19 protein-coding genes and 1 other RNA gene are annotated in these 19875 nt (G+C 65.4%); 10 read left to right on the forward strand and 10 right to left on the reverse strand.

The genetic code is table 11. The features are described from left to right. Positions 1 to 2 precede the first annotated feature (2 nt). The 3 genes from rsmH to AC1DW9_RS00555 all read right to left on the reverse strand — a co-directional run bounded on the left by rsmH (position 3) and on the right by AC1DW9_RS00555 (position 2337). Entirely contained in the window at positions 3 to 1043 is a 1041-nt protein-coding gene (rsmH, locus tag AC1DW9_RS00545; RefSeq protein WP_441505330.1) for a 16S rRNA (cytosine(1402)-N(4))-methyltransferase RsmH, read from the reverse strand. Then, positions 1040 to 1519 carry a division/cell wall cluster transcriptional repressor MraZ gene (locus AC1DW9_RS00550; RefSeq protein ID WP_441489322.1) on the reverse strand — a complete coding sequence of 160 codons (480 nt, stop codon included), beginning with the start codon at positions 1517 to 1519 and terminating at the stop codon, positions 1040 to 1042. Before AC1DW9_RS00550 ends, rsmH begins: the two co-directional genes overlap by 4 nt. A gap of 353 nt (positions 1520 to 1872) precedes the next feature. After that, a complete protein-coding gene (locus AC1DW9_RS00555; RefSeq protein WP_441505372.1) occupies positions 1873 to 2337 on the reverse strand; it encodes a MarR family winged helix-turn-helix transcriptional regulator in 465 nt (154 codons plus the stop codon). A 172-nt stretch (positions 2338 to 2509) separates the two neighbouring features. Between AC1DW9_RS00555 and AC1DW9_RS00560 the strand changes: the two genes are divergently transcribed. Next, positions 2510 to 2935: an organic hydroperoxide resistance protein gene (locus AC1DW9_RS00560; protein WP_113513797.1), complete on the forward strand. Its 426-nt coding sequence runs from the start codon at positions 2510 to 2512 to the stop codon at positions 2933 to 2935. Between the two features lie 129 nt (positions 2936 to 3064). Next, positions 3065 to 4018, forward strand: a complete 954-nt coding sequence (locus tag AC1DW9_RS00565) for an MBL fold metallo-hydrolase (RefSeq protein ID WP_441505329.1) — start codon at positions 3065 to 3067, stop codon at positions 4016 to 4018. Positions 4019 to 4064: 46 nt separating this feature from the next. Here AC1DW9_RS00565 and rnpB read toward each other — a convergent pair. Further along, an RNA gene (gene rnpB / locus AC1DW9_RS00570) (RNase P RNA component class A) lies at positions 4065 to 4456 on the reverse strand. A gap of 59 nt (positions 4457 to 4515) precedes the next feature. After that, entirely contained in the window at positions 4516 to 5142 is a 627-nt protein-coding gene (locus AC1DW9_RS00575) for a lytic transglycosylase domain-containing protein (RefSeq protein ID WP_441505328.1), read from the reverse strand. A gap of 464 nt (positions 5143 to 5606) precedes the next feature. Here AC1DW9_RS00575 and AC1DW9_RS00580 point away from each other — a divergent pair, with 464 nt between their 5' ends. From AC1DW9_RS00580 to AC1DW9_RS00605, 6 genes are all read left to right on the forward strand, one after another. Next, positions 5607 to 6356 (forward strand): TerB family tellurite resistance protein, encoded by a 750-nt coding sequence (locus AC1DW9_RS00580; RefSeq protein WP_476855000.1) that lies wholly within the window; start codon positions 5607 to 5609, stop codon positions 6354 to 6356. Further along, positions 6353 to 7138, forward strand: coding sequence for an N-acetylmuramoyl-L-alanine amidase (locus AC1DW9_RS00585; RefSeq protein WP_441489327.1), 786 nt, complete (start codon positions 6353 to 6355; stop codon positions 7136 to 7138). Before AC1DW9_RS00580 ends, AC1DW9_RS00585 begins: the two co-directional genes overlap by 4 nt. A 125-nt stretch (positions 7139 to 7263) precedes the next feature. Next, complete coding sequence (locus AC1DW9_RS00590) at positions 7264 to 8928, forward strand: efflux RND transporter periplasmic adaptor subunit (RefSeq protein WP_441505326.1); 1665 nt, start codon at positions 7264 to 7266, stop codon at positions 8926 to 8928. A 10-nt stretch (positions 8929 to 8938) separates the two neighbouring features. Next, a complete protein-coding gene (locus AC1DW9_RS00595; RefSeq protein WP_441505325.1) occupies positions 8939 to 9688 on the forward strand; it encodes an ABC transporter ATP-binding protein in 750 nt (249 codons plus the stop codon). Beyond that, positions 9685 to 10917: an ABC transporter permease gene (locus tag AC1DW9_RS00600; RefSeq protein WP_441505324.1), complete on the forward strand. Its 1233-nt coding sequence runs from the start codon at positions 9685 to 9687 to the stop codon at positions 10915 to 10917. Before AC1DW9_RS00595 ends, AC1DW9_RS00600 begins: the two co-directional genes overlap by 4 nt. Positions 10918 to 11036: 119 nt before the next feature. Further along, positions 11037 to 12008: a diguanylate cyclase domain-containing protein gene (locus AC1DW9_RS00605; protein WP_441505323.1), complete on the forward strand. Its 972-nt coding sequence runs from the start codon at positions 11037 to 11039 to the stop codon at positions 12006 to 12008. A 6-nt stretch (positions 12009 to 12014) separates the two neighbouring features. Here AC1DW9_RS00605 and AC1DW9_RS00610 read toward each other — a convergent pair whose 3' ends face one another. Continuing rightward, positions 12015 to 12380 (reverse strand): winged helix-turn-helix transcriptional regulator, encoded by a 366-nt coding sequence (locus AC1DW9_RS00610; protein ID WP_441505322.1) that lies wholly within the window; start codon positions 12378 to 12380, stop codon positions 12015 to 12017. A gap of 122 nt (positions 12381 to 12502) precedes the next feature. Here AC1DW9_RS00610 and gstA point away from each other — a divergent pair, with 122 nt between their 5' ends. After that, entirely contained in the window at positions 12503 to 13111 is a 609-nt protein-coding gene (gene gstA, locus AC1DW9_RS00615) for a glutathione transferase GstA (RefSeq protein WP_069879800.1), read from the forward strand. 14 nt (positions 13112 to 13125) lie between these two features. After that, entirely contained in the window at positions 13126 to 13509 is a 384-nt protein-coding gene (locus tag AC1DW9_RS00620) for a nuclear transport factor 2 family protein (protein WP_441505321.1), read from the forward strand. 119 nt (positions 13510 to 13628) lie between these two features. Here the strand turns inward: AC1DW9_RS00620 and AC1DW9_RS00625 are convergent, their stop codons facing one another. The 4 genes from AC1DW9_RS00625 to AC1DW9_RS00640 form a co-directional block, all read right to left on the reverse strand. After that, positions 13629 to 14051: a GNAT family N-acetyltransferase gene (locus AC1DW9_RS00625; protein ID WP_441505320.1), complete on the reverse strand. Its 423-nt coding sequence runs from the start codon at positions 14049 to 14051 to the stop codon at positions 13629 to 13631. Beyond that, positions 14051 to 17806: a methionine synthase gene (gene metH, locus AC1DW9_RS00630; RefSeq protein WP_441505371.1), complete on the reverse strand. Its 3756-nt coding sequence runs from the start codon at positions 17804 to 17806 to the stop codon at positions 14051 to 14053. The genes AC1DW9_RS00625 and metH overlap by 1 nt, the downstream gene beginning before the upstream one ends. Before the next feature lie 129 nt (positions 17807 to 17935). Further along, on the reverse strand, positions 17936 to 18847 hold the full coding sequence (gene metF, locus AC1DW9_RS00635; RefSeq protein WP_441489334.1) for a methylenetetrahydrofolate reductase [NAD(P)H]: 912 nt from the start codon (positions 18845 to 18847) through the stop codon (positions 17936 to 17938). Then, a complete protein-coding gene (locus tag AC1DW9_RS00640) occupies positions 18847 to 19863 on the reverse strand; it encodes an ArsR/SmtB family transcription factor (protein WP_476770606.1) in 1017 nt (338 codons plus the stop codon). The genes metF and AC1DW9_RS00640 overlap by 1 nt, the downstream gene beginning before the upstream one ends. Positions 19864 to 19875 lie beyond the last annotated feature (12 nt).

The following is a 19875-nucleotide window of genomic DNA, read 5'->3' on the forward strand; positions in this document are numbered from 1 at the left end:
CCCTAGGATCTCCGGCGAGGCTGCGGTGACGGCACGCCTGCAAGCGCAGTGAGCTCGGGCTCCGGCGCGCGAGCCGGAGCGGCAGTGCGCTGCGCTGCACGCAACTTGGCGGAACGAGCCCGCGGATTACTCCGCATCTCCTCCTCGGAAGGCGCGACGGCTCCCCTGGTCACCAGCGAGAAGGTCGCGACAGGCGCTGTCGTGGCCGGCGCATGGCGCGAAGCCGCCGGTGCACGCCCAGAGCGGGTCGCCAGGAACTGCTTGACGATGCGGTCCTCGAGCGAATGAAAGGTCACGACAGCCAGGCGTCCGCCCTCGCCCAGCGCCTCTTCGGCAGCGTGCAGGGCCCGCACCAATTCGCCGAGCTCGTCATTGACCGCGATGCGCAAGGCCTGGAATACGCGGGTCGCCGGATGCGCACCGCCGGGCTCAACCCAGACGATGCTGGCCACGAGTTCAGCCAGTTGCTTCGTCGTCGTCAGCGGTGCCTTGCGCCGAGCCTCGACGATCGCGCGTGCGACGCCTCGCGAACGACGCTCCTCGCCGTAGTGATAGAAAATATTGGCGAGCAGTCCCTCCTCCGCCTCATTGACGAGGTCGGCGGCGCTCTGCCCATCCCGGCCCATGCGCATGTCGAGCGGGCCATCGAAGCGAAAGGAGAAACCGCGCTCCGCCTCGTCGATCTGCATCGAGGAGACGCCGATATCGAGCACGACGCCGTCCAGCGGGATCATCTTGAACAGCCGGGCTTCCTTGGCGAGATCTCCAAAGCAGGCCTGCGACAAGGTCAGCCGCCCGTTCGCTTCGGCAACCAGCCCTGCCCCACCGGTGATTGCCGTCGGGTCGCGGTCAAGCGCGAGCAGGGTCACATTCGGCTCTCGCGCCAGCAGCTCGCGAGAATAACCGCCGGCCCCGAAGGTGCCGTCGAGATAGCGTCCGCCCGGCCTGATCGCGAGCGCGTCGAGGGCTTCCGCCATGAGGACCGGAACATGTCGGGTCGACCCGCCAGCGGCCCCGTGATCCCGGCTGCCGTGCCCCGTCATACCCCTGTCGCTCCCGGTGTCATGGTCATGTGCGAACCCAGCGTGCGCTTGACGTCGCGCAAGCGGCTGCGCGCCGCCTCCAGATGCGCCTGGAAGCGAGCCGGCTCCCAGAGCTGAAACTTGTGGCCGTGGCCCACGAAGGTCACCGCATCGGCGATGCCGGCATGCGCCCTCAGGGTCTCGCTGAGCATGATACGCCCTTCCGGATCGACCTTCAGCACCTCCGAGGTGCCGTTCAGCGCTGTCGAGAGAGATTCCCACTCGTCCGAGAAGGGGGAAAAGCGAGAGAGAATGTCGTCGATCGTCGCTCGCAGCGCGTGTCCGCCGGCATCGAGCGCTTCCAGATCGAGCGAGGGATGGACGTAGAGCCCTTCGTAGCCGTCCTTCGCCAGGACGGCGCGAAAGCTCGCAGGGATCGAAACGCGCCCCTTGGCATCCAGCCGATTGGTGAAATTCGAGACGAAGCGGTCCGTCAATGCCGCCTCCCGGCTCGCTCCCCACCGGCGCGTAGCAGCGCCTCGGCGGCGGGTTCGAGGCCTCCCATCGAAGCAGGCACAGCAGGATCGAGACGCAAGATCCGCGCGGCACACGGACCTTGTTCTGCGTTCTGCCTGCCGGCTTCGACGGGATGATTTGGGATAGCATGGGCAAATATGGGCGTCAATGGAATCGCATTCGCCGACGCAGTGACGCCGGCCCTGGTTCGCATCACAGCCTGTTAAGGTTAAGCATCCGTAAGCGCGGGCGTTTTCTCGGAAATCCGGCACGCACAAGCGCCCGCCTACGGCATCTCGACCGGGCGACCTCGATGAAAAATGGCGGACCGGCTTTACGCGGGTCCGCCGGCAGCCTTGAGCAGCGTCTGGCGTAGCGCGTGCAGATCTTCGGTCAGCGCAGCGACCCGCTCCGCCGAGCCACCGATCGCGCAGGCCATCCTTTCAGGCACGAGCCGAGCCTTCTCGCTGAGCGCCCGCCCTGCTTCGGTCAGGTTCAGCCGGACCTGCCGCTCATCCTCGCGGCTGCGCTCCCGACGGACCAGACCAGCGACCTCCAGTCGCTTGAGCAGCGGCGTCAGCGTGCCGGAATCGAGCATCAATCGCTCCCCGATCTCCTTCACCGTCCCGCCGTCATGATCCCATAGGACAAGCATGACGAGATATTGCGGGTAGGTCAGACCGAGTTCGGCGAGTACCGCACGATAGAGGCGGGTGAAGGCATGCCCCGCGGAATAGATCGCGAAACAGAGCTGTTCCTCCGCCTTCGGAAGCGGCGTGGCGGGAACCTTCGGCGTCATCATCTCTTCGTTTGGCATGGAGCAACGGGCCCTTCAAACTCCGGGCTTCGCGCAGCCCGATCACCGATCCGTGATGCGCTTATCATCTTGTTGACAATTCAATTGTGCACAATCTAAATCGGCACGCAAGTTCACAGAAACCCCAGGTCCCCCGAAGCCAAGGAGTTCGACCATGAAGATCCTCTACACCGCTCATGGCTCCGCCACCGGCGGACGCGAAGGCCAGGCCGCCACCGACACGGGCAACGTCAAGCTGGTGCTGAACACGCCAAAGGAGCTGGGCGGCGGCGGCGGCGACGGCACCAATCCCGAGCAGCTCTTCTCAATGGGCTATTCCGCTTGCTTCCTGGGTGCGCTGAAATTCGTCGCCGGCAAGGAGCAGGTGAAGATTCCACCGGAGGCGCGCGTCAGCGCCGATGTCGGCATCGGCCCGCGCGACGACGGCACCGGCTTCGGCATCGCCGTGAAACTGACCATCTCGGTCCCGGGCGTCGACAAGGCCGTGGTCGAGGACCTCGTCAAGAAGGCCCATATCGTCTGCCCGTATTCCCACGCGACACGCGGAAATATCGACGTCGATCTCCAGGTTGCGGCCTGAGGTCGCGCTGCCCATCTGAACTCCCGTGGTCGGGCACCGCCCCGACCACGAGACGATCAAGCCCGGCGCAAGACGGGCGCAGGCATCGTTTCCGGAAGCCCTCGATCCCTCTCGCCTCTGGAACAGACCATGTTCAACCGCCGCAACTTCCTCGCCGGCGCGGCTGCAGCCAGCATGCTGCCCGCACTCCCCGCTTTTGCCCGCGCCCCGCAAACGGCGGCGCAGGTCGCAGGCATCTATCGCCGCAAGATCGGCGATATCGAAGTCACTGCCATTCTCGACGGCTATATTCCGTTGAATGCCCAGGCCTTCCTTGGCGCGGATCCCACCCAGGTCGAACAGATCCTGGCCAATGCGGGTCTGGGCGAGAGCCTGCCGACCTCGGTCAACGCCTTCGTCGTCAACACCCGCGAGCGGACCTATCTCGTCGACACCGGAACGGGCTTCAACACGGCCTTCGGCCCGACGATGGGACGCGCCGAAGGCAATCTGCGCGCGGCTGGCATCGATCCGGCGCAGGTCGATGCGGTGATCCTGACCCATGCCCATCCGGATCATGCCGAGGGCCTGCTGACGGCAGAGAAGACCGCACGCTTCCCCAATGCCGAAGTGATCATCAACGAGACCGAATATGCCTTCTGGCATGACGAGGGCGTGCTCGCCCAGGCGCCGGCCGAAGCCAGGCCCTTCTTCGCCTCGGCCCGCAATGCATTCGCCCCCTATGCGAGCCGCACCCGCAAGGTGCAGCCCGGTGAGGTCGCTCCCGGCCTCAGCCTCGAGCTTGTGCCGGGCCATACGCCTGGTCACAGCCTGCTCCGGATCAACTCAGGCCCTGAGCAACTCATGCTTGTCGGCGATACCATCCACAATGCCGTGCTTCAGACGGCACGTCCCGACATCGCCTTCGTGTTCGATCTCGATGGCAAGCAGGCAGCGGCCTCGCGTAAACGCGTGCTCGACATGGTGGCGAGCGACGGCGTCCTGATCACCGGCTCGCATATCGCCTTCCCCGGCTTCGGCAAGGTGCTGAAGGACGGCGCGGCCTTCAAGTTCGTGCCGGCCGAGTGGACCTACGCACTGTAGAGACGCAAGGAGCGGCTCAAGCCGCTCTTTGCCCCGCGGGGCTGAAGGTGCCAGCCGGCCTGTAAGCCGGGTTCTGGATGGCCGGCGCATTGCTGCACCGACGTGACGGCCATTCCTCTGGGACGCACATTACTGCGCGCCTCGAGCAACCAACCCGGACGACCAGGCCTGGAAACCGGCCCCCTCCCCCTTGCGGGAGAAGCATCGTCCCTATTCGGTTTTGCTCCCGGTGGGGCTTGCCATGCCGTCCCCGTTGCCGGGTCCGCGGTGCGCTCTTACCGCACCTTTTCACCCTTACCCCGCGCCGAGGCGCGAGGCGGTTCGATCTCTGTGGCGCTTTCCCTGGGGTCGCCCCCGCCGGACGTTATCCGGCACCGTATTTCCGTGGAGCCCGGACTTTCCTCCCCCGCGAACGGGAGCGGCCGTCCGGCCGACTGGCAGCGGCGCTAGTGCGCCCTCCCCCGGCCCGCGTCAAGCGAGGCGGGGGCTGTTGCCCGTCAATTCTGTGCGCTGATCGTGCGGACCTTGGCGCAATAGGTGCGGTTGGCCCCGCTCATGCGCTGGGCCATGTGCCCGCTCTGGTATTTCATCACCGTGCGGCAGGTATCGCCACCAGCCAGGCGGTAGGCTTCCGCCAGATATTTCACCGCGTAGCGGGCATTGGTCTCGGCATCGAGCAGACCGCTGGCGCTGCCGGTATAGCCCATGCCGCGCGCCGTCTGGTGGCGGATCTGCATCAGCCCCAGATTGCCGGCATTCGAGGCGCGGGGGTTGTAGCGGCTCTCGATGCGCACGACCGCGTCGGCCAGCGCAAACGGAACGCCATTGGCGGCAGCATGGCGTGCAACGATCGCTTGGAGCCCACCGGCTCCAGCCGGAGCAGTCAGTGCCGCACGACGGTGGGTGCCCGCCTTGGCGCGGTTTCCGCGTTCCGCCGGGGCGGGGGGCGTGGTCTTAGACGTCGCCGAACCGGCCTCCTGTGCAGACGCCTCACGCTTGATTTCCGCGTCCCGGACGATGAAGGCGAGAGCATCGCTCTCGCTATTCGTAGCAGCCTTGGCAGACTGCAAAGAGGCGAGGCAAATCACGAGCGCGGCAGCTGCACCGCTGGAGGTATATTTCATCTTTTGTGGACCCCATCCATCAGAAAGGCGTTTGATGGGGAGACCGAACTGATCTGAGAATGTGTTGATAATCTGACGCCAGGCAGCGCGAATCTAAGCTATACTCGCCCCCGGTTTTTATTAATGCCTTTACTACGATAGAGGTATACTCCGTGTATTATCCGATGCCGCGAACACGCTGCCAAAGCGTTCGCAACCGGGACGAGCCGAATCAAACCATTGCCCCATTGCTGACGTATTCCGGGCCGGAAGCCGTATTTATCCTCATTTTTCACCCCCGGAGGATCGCGCGCGCGCCGGAAGAGCCCCCCGAGCGGGTGCGGGCGCACCCGTCTGCGCGACAACCGCCATGCCCCAGGTCGCTTCATGTGGCGCATCGCGGTGGTTTTCGTCGGACCGGGCTTGGATGCCCCGGCTGGACCGGGCAAACTGCGCGCGGGGCTGAATCGGGAGTTGCCTGAACGATGGTTTCGTCTTTTTGGGGCGCGCTCGGTGGCGGCGGTCTTGGACTGGCGCTGGGCGGCCCGCTCGGCGCGCTGGTTGGTGCGCTTGCCGGCCACGTCCTGGTCGATCGCGAGGGAGCGCCCTTCGGCCCCGCGCCGCGCGAGCTGATTTTCACGACCRGACTGGTTGCCCTCTCCGCGAAGATGGCCCGCTCCGACGGCGTCGTCACCCGCGACGAGATCGCGGCCTTCCGGCGCATCGTGACCGTGCCTCCTGAGCAGGAGGCACGGATCGAGAGCCTGTTCGATCTCGCCAAGCAGACAAGCGCCGGCTTCGAGGCCTACGCTACGCAGATCGCCGAGAGCTTCAAGGATGAGCCGGCGCTGCTGGAAGACGTGCTCGACGGGCTCTTCCTGATTGCGGCGGCCGATGGCGCGATCCACGAGGCCGAGCATGCCTATCTGCGCCATGTGGCCGAGATCTTCTCGATCAACGCCGCCGGCTTTGCCCGCATCGAAGCGCGCCACATGCGTCGGCCGGACGATCCTTACCTCGTGCTCGGCGCCAGCCGGGAGATGAGCGATGCCCAGCTGAAACAGCATTACCGCCGCCTCGTCGCCAAAAACCACCCCGACCGCGAGATCGCACGCGGGCTGCCCGAGGAAGCGATCGCAATCGCCACGCGCCGCCTCGCTGCCATCAATGCTGCCTGGGATCTGATCGAGACGGAGCGAGGCCTCGGCACCGCCAGACTTCCGGAGCCCGCATGAGCCTCGCCGCCACTCCTGACAGCCGCTTTGCCGCGAAGATCTTTCCCTCGCCGAACCACGGCGAGCGCAAGGACGCGCTCGGTGCCCTCCGACGCCCCGACATGCTGATCCTGCACTACACCGGCATGAGCGACGCAGGCGCAGCGCTGCAATGGCTCTGCAACCCGGTCTCGCAGGTTTCCTCGCATTATTTTGTCTTCGAGAACGGCCATGTGCTGCAGCTCGTCCCCGAAGGCCGCCGCGCCTGGCATGCCGGCGCTTCGCATTGGGCCGGCGAGACCGATATCAACTCCTGTTCGATCGGCATCGAGATCGCCAATCCCGGCCATCCCGGCGGCATGCCCGATTTCACGTCGGAACAGGTGATTGCCACACTCAATCTGAGCCGCGACATCTGCGAGCGCTGGAGCATTCCACCCGAGCGCGTCCTGGCCCATTCCGACATCGCACCGGGCCGGAAGATCGACCCCGGTGAGAAATTCCCATGGCGGCAATTCGCGGAGGGCGGCGTCGGCATCTGGTCCGAGCCAGCCCCGATCCGTAGCGGTCGCTTCTTTGCCCGGGGCGAGAGCGGCCAGCCGGTCGAGGCGCTGCAGGCGATGTTTGCCATGCTCGGCTATGGCGTCACGGTCGATGGCATCTACGACGAGAAATTCGAAGCCGTCGTCGCAGCCTTTCAACGCCATTGGCGGCAGGAAAAGGTCGACGGTGTCGCCGATGCCTCGACGATCACGACACTGCGCGACCTCGTGGCGATGACGCGGGGCGCGCGGATGGCGTGAGCCCGGGAGCTGGGCGCGGCATACGCCAACATTGCAGTAAGTTAACTCGCCTGCCTGTTCGCTTTCTGGCATCGTTCCCCCCTTGCGAAATGTGTCCGGCTGCGCCGGATGACGGGGACAACGACTTGCGCAAACTGGTGATCGCTGCCGGCCTTGGTCTGACCGCCGCAGCAGCAGGCTATTGGGCAATCCGCCCCACGGGGGGAGCAGCCAGTGACGTCGCCTATCGTACGGCGCCGATTGATCGGGGCCAGATCACCGCAGCCGTTCGCGCCACCGGCACCTTGACCCCGATGACCACCGTCCTGGTCGGCTCGATGCTGTCGGGCCAGATCGTCGAGATCCTTGCGGACTACAATTCGCAAGTGAAGGCCGGCCAGGTGGTAGCCCGGCTCAACAGCGACCAGATCCGGACGCGGCGCGATGCTGCCGCCGCCGATCTCGCCCAAGGCAAGGCCGACCTTATCGTCAAGCGCGCCCAGCTCGACCGCGCCAAGTCGAGCCGTCTCAAGGCCAATTCAACCGTCAAGGACCTTGAAGCACAGCGCGATCGCGTCGCCGCCCAATTGGCCGATGCAAGACGCACGTTCGACCGGCAGAACGAGCTTTTCAACCGCAACACCGGCTCGCAGCAGAACCTGGACAGCGCCCGAACCCAGGTCGAGATCCAGACCGCCACGCTCGCCTCGACCGAGGCGCAGATCGCCTCGGCCAAGGCCGAACTCAACGGGCTCGACGCCGACATCCTGCTGGCGGAGGGGCAGCTTCAGTCCGGCGAGGCCCTGATCGCCAGTCGCGAAGCCAAGCTCAAGGACATCCTGATCGATCTCGAGCGAACCGATATCCGCTCGCCGGTCGACGGCGTCGTGGTGCAGCGCCAGGTCGATCTTGGTCAGACCGTCGCCGCCTCGCTCTCCGCGCCCGTCCTGTTCCAGATCGCGCAGGACCTGCGTGAGATCGACATCTACGCCAATATCGACGAGGCCGATGTGGGCCGCCTCCAGCCTGGCCAGCCCGTCTCCTTCACGGTCAACGCCTATCCGAACCGCACCTTCGAAGGTCGCGTCAACATGGTGCGACTGGGTGCGCAGACCATCCAGAACGTCGTCACCTATACCGGAGTCGTGCGCGTCGAGAACCGCGACATGGCACTGCTACCGGGCATGACGGCCAATATTCAGGTGGTTACGGAAGACCGCAGCAACGCATTGCGTGTCCCCAATGCAGCCTTGCGCTTCCGCCCGCCCGGTCAGGCGGCGGGACCAGCAGGCGCCGCCGCATCCCCATCGGGAAGCCCGCAGGCCGGACGCGGTGGCGCCCGCGCCGTCACCGCGCTGCGCGAGCGCCTCGAAACAGAGCTGCAGCCGACTGCCGAACAGAAGCAGGCGATCACCGCCATCCTCGAGGAGCGCCGCGGTCCCGGTCGTGCCGCGTTGGCCGGCCTCTCCGAGGACGAGCGTCGCGCCGCCTTCCGCGCCGCTCGCAGCGAAATGCGCACGAAGATCTCGGCCGCTCTCGATCCGGAACGCCGCGCCAAGTTCGAGGCCATGATGGAGGAAGGCCGCGCTTCCTCGCAAAGGGGAGTTCCCGGACGCGTCTATGTGCTCGATGGCGAGGGCCAGCCCAAGGTGATCCAACTTATGCTCGGCCCGACCGACGGCGCCTATACCGAGATCGTCTCCAGCGACCTCAAGGAAGGCATGCAGGTCCTCGTCGGCGGCGGCCCGCGCAGCGCTGCCGCAGCTGAACCCGCCGGCCGCCCACCGGTACGCGGACCGCGTCTGTTCTGAAGGCAGCCTCATGGCCCTGATCGAAGTGCATGAACTCAGCCGGATCTATAGCCTCGATTCCGGCAGCGTGATCGCGCTCGACCGGGTGTCGCTTGAGATCGAGGCCGGCGATCTGGTCGCAGTGATGGGCCCCTCCGGCTCGGGAAAATCCACGTTCATGAACCTGATCGGCTGCCTGGACCGGCCGACCGGCGGCCATTACCGGCTCGATGGTGTCGCGGTCGAAACCTTGTCGAGCGATGGTCTGGCTGAGCTGCGCAATCGCAAGCTCGGCTTCGTCTTCCAGCAGTTCAACCTGCTGCCTCGCGTCGACGCCTGTGCCAATGTCGAACTCCCCATGGTCTATGCCGGTCGCGACCGCAAGCTACGCCGCGAGAAGGCACTTGCCGCGCTTGGACGCGTCGGGCTGGCGGAGCGTGCTCATCACCGGCCGATGCAGCTGTCCGGCGGCCAGCAGCAGCGTGTCGCCATCGCTCGCGCCCTGGTGAACGAACCGCGCCTTCTGCTCGCCGACGAGCCGACCGGCGCACTCGACAGCCGGACCGCGCTCGAAATCCTGGCGCTGTTCCAGGACCTGAACCACGAAGGCGTGACCGTCGTCATCGTCACCCACGACGCCGAGGTCGCGCGCCATGCGCGGCGCGTCATTCGCTTCCGTGACGGGCACATCCTTTCCGATCAGCGACAGGAGCCCGCCGACGCACGTGCCGCGCTGGCAGCGCTAGACCACGCGCCGCCGACAGCCGAGGTTGCGGCATGAGCTTTTGGGAAGCCATCCGCTCGGCTCTCTCCGCCATCGGCGCCAACGCGCTGCGCTCGGCCCTGACGATGCTCGGCATCATCATTGGCGTAGCCGCCGTCATCGCCATGGTCGCGATCGGCTCCGGCGCGCGCGAACGCGTCACCGGGCAGATCAAGTCGCTCGGCGCCAATCTCGCCATCATCCAGTCCGGCAATGTCACGCAAGGGGGCGTCAGGCTGGGCGCGGGGGCCTCTTCGACCCTGACAGACGAGGATGCGCGCGCCGTCCTTGCCGAGGTCGAGAACGTTACTGCTGCAGCGCCCGTCATTGTCACGCGGGCCCAGGCCGTCTACGCCGGCACCAACTGGTCGACACAGATCACGGCGACCGATCTCGATTTCTTCACCGCGCGCGAATGGAGCGTGGCCGAGGGCCGGCTGTTCGAGCCGGAGGAGTTGCGGCGCGGTGAGATCGTCGCCGTCATCGGCCAGACCGTCGCCAAGAACCTCTTCGGCGAGCAGGATCCACTCGACCAGATGTTCCGCATCCGCAATGTGCCGTTCAAGGTCATCGGCGTGATGGCGCCCAAGGGCCAGTCGGCCCTCGGACAGGATCAGGACGACGTCATCTTTGTGCCGCTGGACACCGGTCGGCGCCGGATCATCGGCCGCAACTATGCCCGCGATCGTTCAGTCCAGACCATCATGGTGAAATTTGCCAGCGAAGACGCAATCGCTCCCGGCATCGCGGACACGACTGCTCTGCTGCGCCAGCGCCACAGGCTTCCCGAAGATCAGGACGACGATTTCATCGTCCGCAACCTGACCGAGATCGCCAATACCGCGACGGCCGCCGCCACCACCCTCTCCTGGCTGCTCGCCGCCGTCGCCGCCGTTTCGCTGCTGGTGGGCGGCATCGGCATCATGAACATCATGCTGGTCTCGGTGACCGAGAGGACCCGCGAGATCGGCTTGCGGCTTGCCGTGGGTGCGCGTCAGCGCGACGTGCTCGCCCAGTTCCTGATCGAGGCCACGACGCTCGCGACCATCGGCGGCGCCGTCGGCATCGCACTTGGCGTCGGTGCGGCTCTCACCATCGCCCGCATCGCCAATTGGCCCTCGGTCATCTCGATCGAGACGATCCTGATCGCGGTCGGTGTCTCCGGGATGATCGGCGTCTTCTTCGGTTTCTATCCGGCGCGGCAGGCGGCGCGCCTCGACCCGATCGAAGCTCTGCGGCGGGAATAGCGCGAAAGCGAATCCCCACCGTTGCAAGACCCCGTTAATCATCATCGCCTAGCGTCGATTGTATCGCAGCCGAACGCGCAAAGCTGGTTGCTTGGCGCGTAAGCCGAGACCTGAAACCCATGTCGCTGCAAGACGCCGAAGCCCGACGCCTCTACGATCAAGCCACATTATTGGCCGGTATCGGCGCCTGGGAATGCGAACTCGCCACCCAACAACTCAGCTGGACAGCCGGTGTCTACGATCTCTTCGGCCTGCCGCGTGGCTCGACCCTGCACCGCCCATCTACGGTCGAACTCTACACGAACGATTCCCGCACCGAGATGGAGCGCCTTCGCGCCACGATGGTCCGCACCGGCAAGGGCTTTGTCCTCGATGCCAGGATCACGACCGCCGGAGGGAGCAGCCGCTGGATGCGCCTGAGTGCCGATATCACGCACAAGCGGGGGCGCCCCTGGCGCATCTATGGGGCCAAGCAGGACATTACCGGCGAGAAGCAGATGTGGCAGGGCTTGCGTCAGCTCGCCTATAGCGACCCGCTCACCGGCCTCGCCAACCGCCGGGCGTTCGAGGCGCAGCTAGCCGAGCTGCGGCGCATTCCGGCTGACGGCTGCGCCGTGGGCGCACTCGCCCTCATCGATCTCGACATGTTCAAGCCGATCAATGACCATCTCGGCCACGCCGCTGGCGATGAATGTTTGCGGCAAGTGGCCCTGCGGTTGGAGGCCACGCTGAGCGACGCGTTGACGATCGCCCGCATCGGCGGGGACGAATTCGCGCTGCTGATCTGCTCGACCGCCGGCTCGTCCCATATCCTGCACCGGCTGAACCAGGCCCTCGCGGCGCTGGCGCGCCCCGTCACCTGGAACGGTCGGTTGATCGAGATCAGTGCCTCGATCGGTGCGACGATGCTGCTCCCGGGCCGACACCATGATCCTGACCGGAGCTTCGCCGAAGCCGATTCTGCGCTCTATGTCGCCAAAGCCTCAGGCCGCAATCGGTTGCATCTCTTCGGCGAGCCATTGCAGGGACAGCCCAGCGCGGATGCGATGCAGGGCGCGCTCGCGGATATGAGAGCGCTTCGCGCCGGCTGAAGCGTTTCAGGCGGCTTCAGCCGCCTGCCCCATGCGTTCCTTCAGACGCTGCCCGACCGCGACGATCGCCTCGATCGCCGGCATCAGCTCCAACCCGAGACCCGTCAGCCCATATTCGGCTGATGGTGGCGAGCTCGGCAGCACGCGCCGCTCGATGATGCCGCGGCTTTCGAGATCGCGCAGGCGCTCGCTCAACATCTTGGCCGAGATCAGGGGCATGTCATGGCGCAGCTCGCCGAAGCGACGGGGACCAGCGCTCAGATACCAGATCACATTCGGCGTCCAGGCCTTGCCCAGAACCTGCATGCAGGTGCCGACGGCGCAGGTCGGCGGCGGAGTTTTCGCCCGATTCTTCCGTATCTTCAACGCCATGCGAGGCTGTCTCCGGTTACCGGAATGATACCGGAAAATGCGGTAACGACAAGTTACTGGGTATACAGAAGTTATCGCCCTGCCTACCCCTGTGGTCACCGGTCAACACGGAGACGCACACCATGAAGCTCTACTACGCCCCCGGCGCCTGCTCGCTCTCGCCCCACATCGCGCTGCGCGAAGCCGGCCTGCCATTCACCCTGGAGAAGGTCGACACCAAGACCAGAACGACCGAGACCGGCGCCGATTTCACAACGGTCAATCCGCGCGGCTACGTACCGGCGTTGCAGCTCGACAGCGGCGAGGTGCTGACCGAAGGCGCGGCGATCGTCCAGTATATCGCGGACCTTAAGCCCGAGGCGGAGCTCGCGCCAAAGGCCGGAACGCTGGCGCGCGCACGGCTGCAGGAGGAGCTCAATTTCATCGCTTCCGAGTTGCACAAGGCCTTCGGCCCGCTGTTCAGCACCACGATTGGCGACGATGCCAGGCGTGAAGCGAAGGAGAAGGTCGCCCGCCGCTTTGGCGACGTCGAGCAGAAGCTCTCGGACGGGCGTCCCTACCTTCTCGGCGAGACCTTCAGCGTCGCCGACGCCTATCTCTTCGTCGTCACGAACTGGGCGAACCATACTGGCGTTGCGCTCGATGCCTGGCCGAAGCTCCAGGCCTTCATGCAGCGTCTGACCGGCCGCAACACCGTGCGCCAGGCGATGCAGGCCGAAGGCCTGATCTAAAGGAGCCGTCTGCGATGGATGCCCGCTTTACCGAAATCGTCGAGGTCCTGACGCGCTATTTCGATGGCCTCTATCACAGCGATGCCGACAAGCTCGCCGGGGTCTTCCATCCGCAGGCGATCTATGCCTGCGCCAGCGAGAGCAGTCTCATCCATCTGACCATGGATGCCTATCTGCCCATGGTCGCAAAGCGCCCCTCCCCGGCCAGCCGGGGCGAGGCGCGGCAGGACCGCATCCTCTCCATCGAATTTGCCGGACCAGTGACCGCGCTCGCCCGCGTCGCATGCGCCATCGGGCCGAAATCCTTCATCGACCTGCTCAGCGCCGTCCGGCTCGACGGGCGTTGGCAGATCATCGCCAAGGTCTTTCACGTCGATCTGGCGGCGCCGTCTCCCTGACCCTGCGGTCCGCGAGGCAGCGATCGGGGGCTGGCGATCGGCGGCGCTCCCGTCACCAAGTTCGGCCGCCTCGGGTTAAAGCGCCGACGCAACCACGTTAGCGCCGAAGCGAAGCAAGCCTAGACCGGTCCGAGCGGCTTGACGAAGACGGCCTGGCCGTCGAGCGCAAGGCCCATGTCGCGCCAGCCATGCTGGCGGTAGAAGCGCGCAGCACGGGTCGTCGCGCCTGTCGTCAGGTATGCTTGCCGGTGCCCCTTCTCCGCAAGCCGCTCCAGCGCCGCATCCAGGAGTGCGCGACCATGGCCGTGCCCTTCGTGATCGGGAGCGATGAAGAGCGCCCAGATGAGAGCCGTCTGGTGGTTGGCGCAGGTGAAGCCGACAATCTCGCCGCCCTCCTCGCTGACGAGGAAGATGGCCTGCTCCATATACCAGGCGACCTCCTCATCGCTGACCTTGGAAGGGTCGCGGAGCACGTTCTCCTTCACGGCCTGCCGGATCACGCCGATGCGCGGCAGATCGGCCGGGATAGCCGCCCGCAGCATCACTCGGCGGCCTCGAGCCGATAGGCGCTGGGCTCGTAGTTGAGGATCGGCGCAAGCCAGCGCTCGACCTCTTGTATCGCCATGCCCTTGCGCGCCGCGTAATCCTCGACCTGGTCGCGCTCGACCTTGGCGACACCGAAATAATAGGCGTCCGGGTGCGACAGATAGAGTCCTGAAACCGAGGAGCCCGGCCACATCGCAAAGCTCTCGGTCAGCTTCACGCCGACCCGCCGCTCGGCCTGCAGCAACTCGAACAGCGTTTCCTTCTCGGTGTGATCGGGCTGGGCCGGATACCCCGGCGCCGGCCGGATGCCGCGATATTCCTCGCGGATCAAATCCTCATTGGCGAGATTCTCGTCGGGGGCATAACCCCAGAACTGCGTGCGAACGAGCTGGTGCATGCGTTCGGCCATCGCCTCGGCGAAGCGGTCGGCCAGCGCCTTGACCATGATCGAGCGGTAATCGTCGTTGTCGCGGGCGAATTTCTCGGAGATGCGTTCCTCCTCCGCTCCCGCGGTCACCACAAAGGCGCCGATATAGTCAGGCCGCTCGATGCCCTCGGGCGCGACGAAGTCCGAAATGCACATGTTGGGCTTGCCGTCGCGCTTCGAAAGCTGCTGACGCAAGCCGTGGAAGGTCGCCAGCGTGTCCTGGCGGCTCTCCCCGGTATAGAGCCGGATATCGTCCCCGACGGCGTTGGCCGGCCAGAAGCCGATCACCGCCTTGGGATTGAACCAGCGCTCCTCGACGATGCGCTTCAGCATCGCCTGCGCATCGTCCCAGAGCGCGCGTGCCGCCTCGCCCTGCTTCTCGTCCTGCAAGATCGCAGGGAAGCGTCCCTTCATCTCCCAGGTCTGGAAGAACGGCGTCCAGTCGATCACCGGCACGAGATCGGCGATGTCATAGGTCCGGAACACGCGCGTGCCGAGGAAGCTCGGCTTTGGTGGGGTGTAGTTCGCCCAATCCGCCTTGAAGGCATTCGTCCGCGCCTTCACCAGCGGCAGGCGCTGCTTGTCGGCCTCGGAGCGGCGATGGGCGGCGGCGACCTTGGCGTACTCGCCCCTGACGCCCTCGATATAAGCCGGCTTTTGGTCCTGCGAGAGCAGGCTCGAGACGACGCCGACGGCGCGCGATGCGTCGGTGACATAGACCGTCTGCCCCTGGCTATAGGCCGGGTGGATCTTCACCGCCGTATGCACGCGGCTGGTCGTTGCGCCGCCGATCAGGAGCGGAATGTCGAAACCCTCGCGCTCCATCTCGGAGGCGACGGTGACCATCTCGTCGAGGGAAGGCGTGATCAGGCCCGAGAGGCCGATGATGTCGACCTTCTCCTTGCGCGCGACATCGAGGATCTTCTGCGTCGGCACCATCACGCCGAGGTCGATGACCTCGTAGTTATTGCACTGGAGCACGACGCCGACGATGTTCTTGCCGATGTCATGGACATCGCCCTTCACCGTCGCCATCAGCACCTTACCGGCGGCCGAACGCTCGGAACCACCGTTCAGGCGCTTCTCCTCCTCCATATAGGGCATGAGATAGGCCACCGCCTGCTTCATCACGCGGGCCGATTTCACCACCTGCGGCAGGAACATCTTGCCGGCGCCGAACAGGTCACCGACCACGTTCATGCCGGCCATCAGCGGCCCTTCGATGACATGGAGCGGCTTCTCGGCTGCGGCGCGGGCCTCCTCGACATCGGTGTCGATGAAGGCGGTGATGCCGTTGACCAGTGCGTATTCCAGCCGCTTCTCGACCGGGTTATCGCGCCAGGCCATGTCCTTGCCGGAAATCGCAACCGAACCGTCTCCCTTGAAGCGCGGGGCGGCATCGAGCAGTCGTTCGGTCGAATCCTTGCGACGGTTGAGGACGACATCCTCGCAGAGCTCGCGCAGTTCGGGATCGAGGTCGTCATAGGAGCCGAGCTGACCCGCATTGACGATGCCCATGTCCATGCCGGCCTTGATGCAATGGTACAGGAACACCGAATGCATCGCTTCGCGGACCTTCTCGTTGCCGCGGAACGAGAAGGACAGGTTCGAGACGCCGCCCGAGATATGGGCATGCGGCAGGGTCTCGCGGATCGCCCTGGTCGCCTCGATGAAGTCGTTGCCGTAGTTGTCGTGCTCCTCGATGCCGGTCGCGACGGCAAAGATGTTGGGATCGAAGATGATATCCTCGGGCGGGAAGCCGATCTGCTCGGTCAAGAGCTTGTAGGCCCGCGTACAGATCTCGATCTTGCGTTCGAAGGTGTCGGCCTGGCCGGTCTCGTCGAAGGCCATCACCACCACCGCCGCGCCGTAGTTGCGGCAGATACGGGCGTGATCGAGGAAAGCCTCCTCGCCYTCCTTCATCGAGATCGAATTGACGATCGGCTTGCCCTGGATCGTCTTCAGGCCGGCTTCGATGACGTGGAACTTCGACGAGTCGACCATGATCGGCACGCGGGAGATGTCCGGCTCCGAAGCGATCAGATTGCAGAACTCGGTCATGGCCTTCTCGGAATCGAGCAGGCCTTCGTCCATGTTGATGTCGATGACCTGCGCGCCATTGGCGACCTGGTCGCGTGCCACATCCAACGCTGCGGCGAAGTCGCCTTCCTTGACCAGCTTGCGGAAGCGGGCCGAGCCGGTGACGTTGGTGCGCTCGCCGACATTGACGAAGGGAATGGTCTCGTCGAGCGTGAAAGGCTCGAGCCCAGCCAGCCGCAGATAGCGCTTGATCTCCGGCACGGCGCGCGGCGGCTTGCCCGCGACGGCTTCCGCGATCGCGCGGATATGGCCGGGCGTCGTGCCGCAGCAGCCGCCAACGACATTGACGAGCCCGGCATCGGCGAACTCAGCGAGCATTCCGGCCGTCGCCTCGGGGCTTTCGTCATACAGGCCGAATTCATTGGGCAGGCCGGCATTCGGATAGGCGCAGATCAGCGTATCGGCAACGCGCGACAGATCCTTGATATGCGCCCGCATCTCACGCGCGCCGAGCGCACAGTTGAGACCAACCGTCAGCGGCGCGGCATGGCGGATCGCATTCCAGAACGCCTCCGTGGTCTGGCCCGAGAGCGTGCGCCCCGAAAGGTCGGTGATCGTGCCGGAGATCATCACCGGCAGGCGCAGGCCCTTCTCGCGATAGACCTCCTCGATCGCAACGATCGCGGCCTTGGCATTGAGCGTGTCGAAAATGGTTTCGACCAATATCAGCTCGGAACCGCCATCGATCAGGCCACGCACCTGTTCGGCATAGGATTCGCGCACCTGATCGAAGGTCACCGCGCGGAAACCCGGATTGTTCACATCCGGCGAGATCGAAAGCGTACGGTTCGTCGGCCCAATCGCGCCGGCAACGAAACGACGGCGCCCATCGACCTTCTGAGCGAGAGCGGCCGCTTCGCGCGCGAGCTTCGCCGAGGCGACGTTCAGCTCATAGGCGAGCGCCTCCATGCCGTAATCGGCCTGGGCGATCTGCGTCGACGAAAACGTGTTGGTTTCGACGATATCGGCACCCGCCTGGAAATAGGCGAGGTGGATTTCGCGAATGGCGTCCGGCTGGGTCAGGACCAGCAGGTCGTTATTGCCCTTGAGATCGTGGTTCCAGCCCTTGAAGCGCTCGCCGCGAAACTCTGCTTCCGAGAGCTTCAGGTTCTGGATCTGCGTCCCCATCGCACCGTCGAGCACGAGGATGCGCTCGGACGCGGACTGGCGAAGCGCGCGCTCGATCTCGATGCCATCGACCTGGCTGGGATTGTAGTCTGACATCGCGAACGCCTTCGTCATGAAACTCTGCTCGTATGGTCTTCCCGTCATTGCGAGGAGCAAAGCGACGGAGCAATCCAGAGGCCACTGAAGACAGGCTGGATCGCTTTGCTCCCAATGACGGCTGGCACGCTACTCCGCGGCCGCCTGCTGCGGCGCGGCCCTGTCGGGCTTCAAGCCGACAAGATGGCAGATCGCGTAGACCAGGTCGGCCTTGTTCATCGTGTAGAAATGCAGGTCGGAGACGCCACGGTCGATCAGGTCGAGCACCTGCTCGGCGCAAACCGCGGCCGCCACGAGCCGGCGCGTCGCGGCGTCGTCTTCCAGGCCCTCGAACCGATCGGCCAGCCATTGCGGCACGCTCGCGCCCGTCTTGGTGGCGAAGCTCGCCGTCTGCTTGAAATTCAGGACGGGGACGATTCCGGGCAGGATCGGGATATCGATCCCCCGAGCCCTGACCTTGTCGAGATAGCGGAAATAGACGTCGTTATCGAAGAAGAACTGAGTGATCGCCCGGGTCGCACCGGCATCGACCTTCTTCTTCAGGGCATCGATATCGGCATCGAGCGAGGCCGCTTCCGGATGCTTTTCGGGATAGGCCGAGACTGTCACCTCGAAATCGGCGACGCGCCGGATCCCGGCGACCAGATCAGAGGTCTGGTGATAGCCCTGCGGGTGCGGCTCGTAGACCGTTCCCAGTCCACCGGCCGGGTCACCGCGCAGCGCCACGATATGGCGCACGCCGGCCGCCCAATAGGAGCGGATCACGTCGTCGACCTCGGCGCAGGTGGCGGAAACGCAGGTCAGGTGCGCCGCCGGCTTCAGCCGGGTCTCGTCAACCATGCGCTTGACGGTGTTGTGGGTGCGTTCTCGCGTCGAACCGCCGGCACCATAGGTCACCGACACGAAGGTGGGTCCAAGCGGCTCGAGACGGTGCACGCTCTCCCAGAGTGTCGTCTCCATCTCCGGTGTCTTCGGAGGAAAGAACTCGAAAGAGACGCTGGGCCGGCGGGTGCCGTGCCGGCTGGGGCGAAACGCATTCATCAGGCCACCTCGAAACTGGAATTCTGACGCAGCGGGAAATCCCCCTGCACGCGCCGGTCACGTCCACGCCAGAGCATCACGGAGAGTTGGCCGGACGCCCCCTCGGCCGAGGTCACCTCTTCGGAAAGATCGCAGCTCAATCCTGCCTCCGCGAACCAGCCGGCGATCTGGGCCCGCGAGAAACCGAGCCGGCGATGCGCGTGCTCGGTTCGCAGGAACTCCATCTCGTGCGGCGCGAAATCGACCACGATCAGCCGGCCGCCGGGGGCGAGCATCGCGGCCGCCTCGCGCAGTGCGCGGCCGGGGTCATCGAGGAAATGCAGAACCTGATGGATGATCACCAGATCGAAGGCCCCGCGTGCGAAAGGCAAGGCGTGAATATCGCCCTGTCGCAGCTCAACCCGGGACAGCCCGGCCTTCTCGAGATTGGCGCGCGCCACGGCGAGCATGGCATGGCTGGCATCGACACCGATGGCACGGCCGAATTTTGGGGCGATCCGCTCCAGCATCCGGCCCGTCCCCGTGCCGAGGTCGAGCATCGCGCCGGAAGAGCCCTCCCCGGCAGCCGCCTCGACGGCCGCCTCGACAGCATCGTCGGGGACATGCAGCGACCGCAGCCGGTCCCAGTCCCGAGCCACGCTGGCGAAATAGGACTGCGCCGCCTCGGCGCGCGTGGAGCGAACGGCAGCGAGCCTCTCGCGGTCCGCGGCGAGTTCAGGATCCGCCCGATCGAGCCACGCAGCCAGGGAGGCCGCGAAGGCGCCGCCCGCTCCCGCTTCGTCGAGCCGGAAGAAGGCCCATGCCCCCTCACGATAGCGACGAACCAGCCCGGCCTCGGCCAGGAGCTTGAGATGGCGGGAAATGCGGGGCTGAGACTGCCCCAGAATATCGGTCAGATCCGAAACGGAGAGCTCGCCCTCCGCCAACAGAGCCAGGATGCGCAGCCGTGTCTCCTCGCCGGCCGCGCGCAGGCCCGCAAGCAAGGATGACGAGGACAGCGTCGTGGGTTGGCGCAAAGGATCAGCCTT

Source organism: Allobosea sp. P4_E12, from assembly GCF_056401655.1.

Coding starts and splice junctions, on each gene's coding strand:
- rsmH (WP_441505330.1), bottom strand. CDS start 1,043: ATGACGGGGCACGGCAGCCGGGATCACGGGGCCGCTGGCGGGTCGACC.
- AC1DW9_RS00555 (WP_441505372.1), bottom strand. CDS start 2,337: ATGACGCCGAAGGTTCCCGCCACGCCGCTTCCGAAGGCGGAGGAACAG.
- AC1DW9_RS00560 (WP_113513797.1), top strand. CDS start 2,510: ATGAAGATCCTCTACACCGCTCATGGCTCCGCCACCGGCGGACGCGAA.
- AC1DW9_RS00565 (WP_441505329.1), top strand. CDS start 3,065: ATGTTCAACCGCCGCAACTTCCTCGCCGGCGCGGCTGCAGCCAGCATG.
- AC1DW9_RS00575 (WP_441505328.1), bottom strand. CDS start 5,142: ATGAAATATACCTCCAGCGGTGCAGCTGCCGCGCTCGTGATTTGCCTC.
- AC1DW9_RS00585 (WP_441489327.1), top strand. CDS start 6,353: ATGAGCCTCGCCGCCACTCCTGACAGCCGCTTTGCCGCGAAGATCTTT.
- AC1DW9_RS00595 (WP_441505325.1), top strand. CDS start 8,939: ATGGCCCTGATCGAAGTGCATGAACTCAGCCGGATCTATAGCCTCGAT.
- AC1DW9_RS00600 (WP_441505324.1), top strand. CDS start 9,685: ATGAGCTTTTGGGAAGCCATCCGCTCGGCTCTCTCCGCCATCGGCGCC.
- AC1DW9_RS00605 (WP_441505323.1), top strand. CDS start 11,037: ATGTCGCTGCAAGACGCCGAAGCCCGACGCCTCTACGATCAAGCCACA.
- AC1DW9_RS00610 (WP_441505322.1), bottom strand. CDS start 12,380: ATGGCGTTGAAGATACGGAAGAATCGGGCGAAAACTCCGCCGCCGACC.
- gstA (WP_069879800.1), top strand. CDS start 12,503: ATGAAGCTCTACTACGCCCCCGGCGCCTGCTCGCTCTCGCCCCACATC.
- AC1DW9_RS00620 (WP_441505321.1), top strand. CDS start 13,126: ATGGATGCCCGCTTTACCGAAATCGTCGAGGTCCTGACGCGCTATTTC.
- AC1DW9_RS00625 (WP_441505320.1), bottom strand. CDS start 14,051: ATGCTGCGGGCGGCTATCCCGGCCGATCTGCCGCGCATCGGCGTGATC.
- metF (WP_441489334.1), bottom strand. CDS start 18,847: ATGAATGCGTTTCGCCCCAGCCGGCACGGCACCCGCCGGCCCAGCGTC.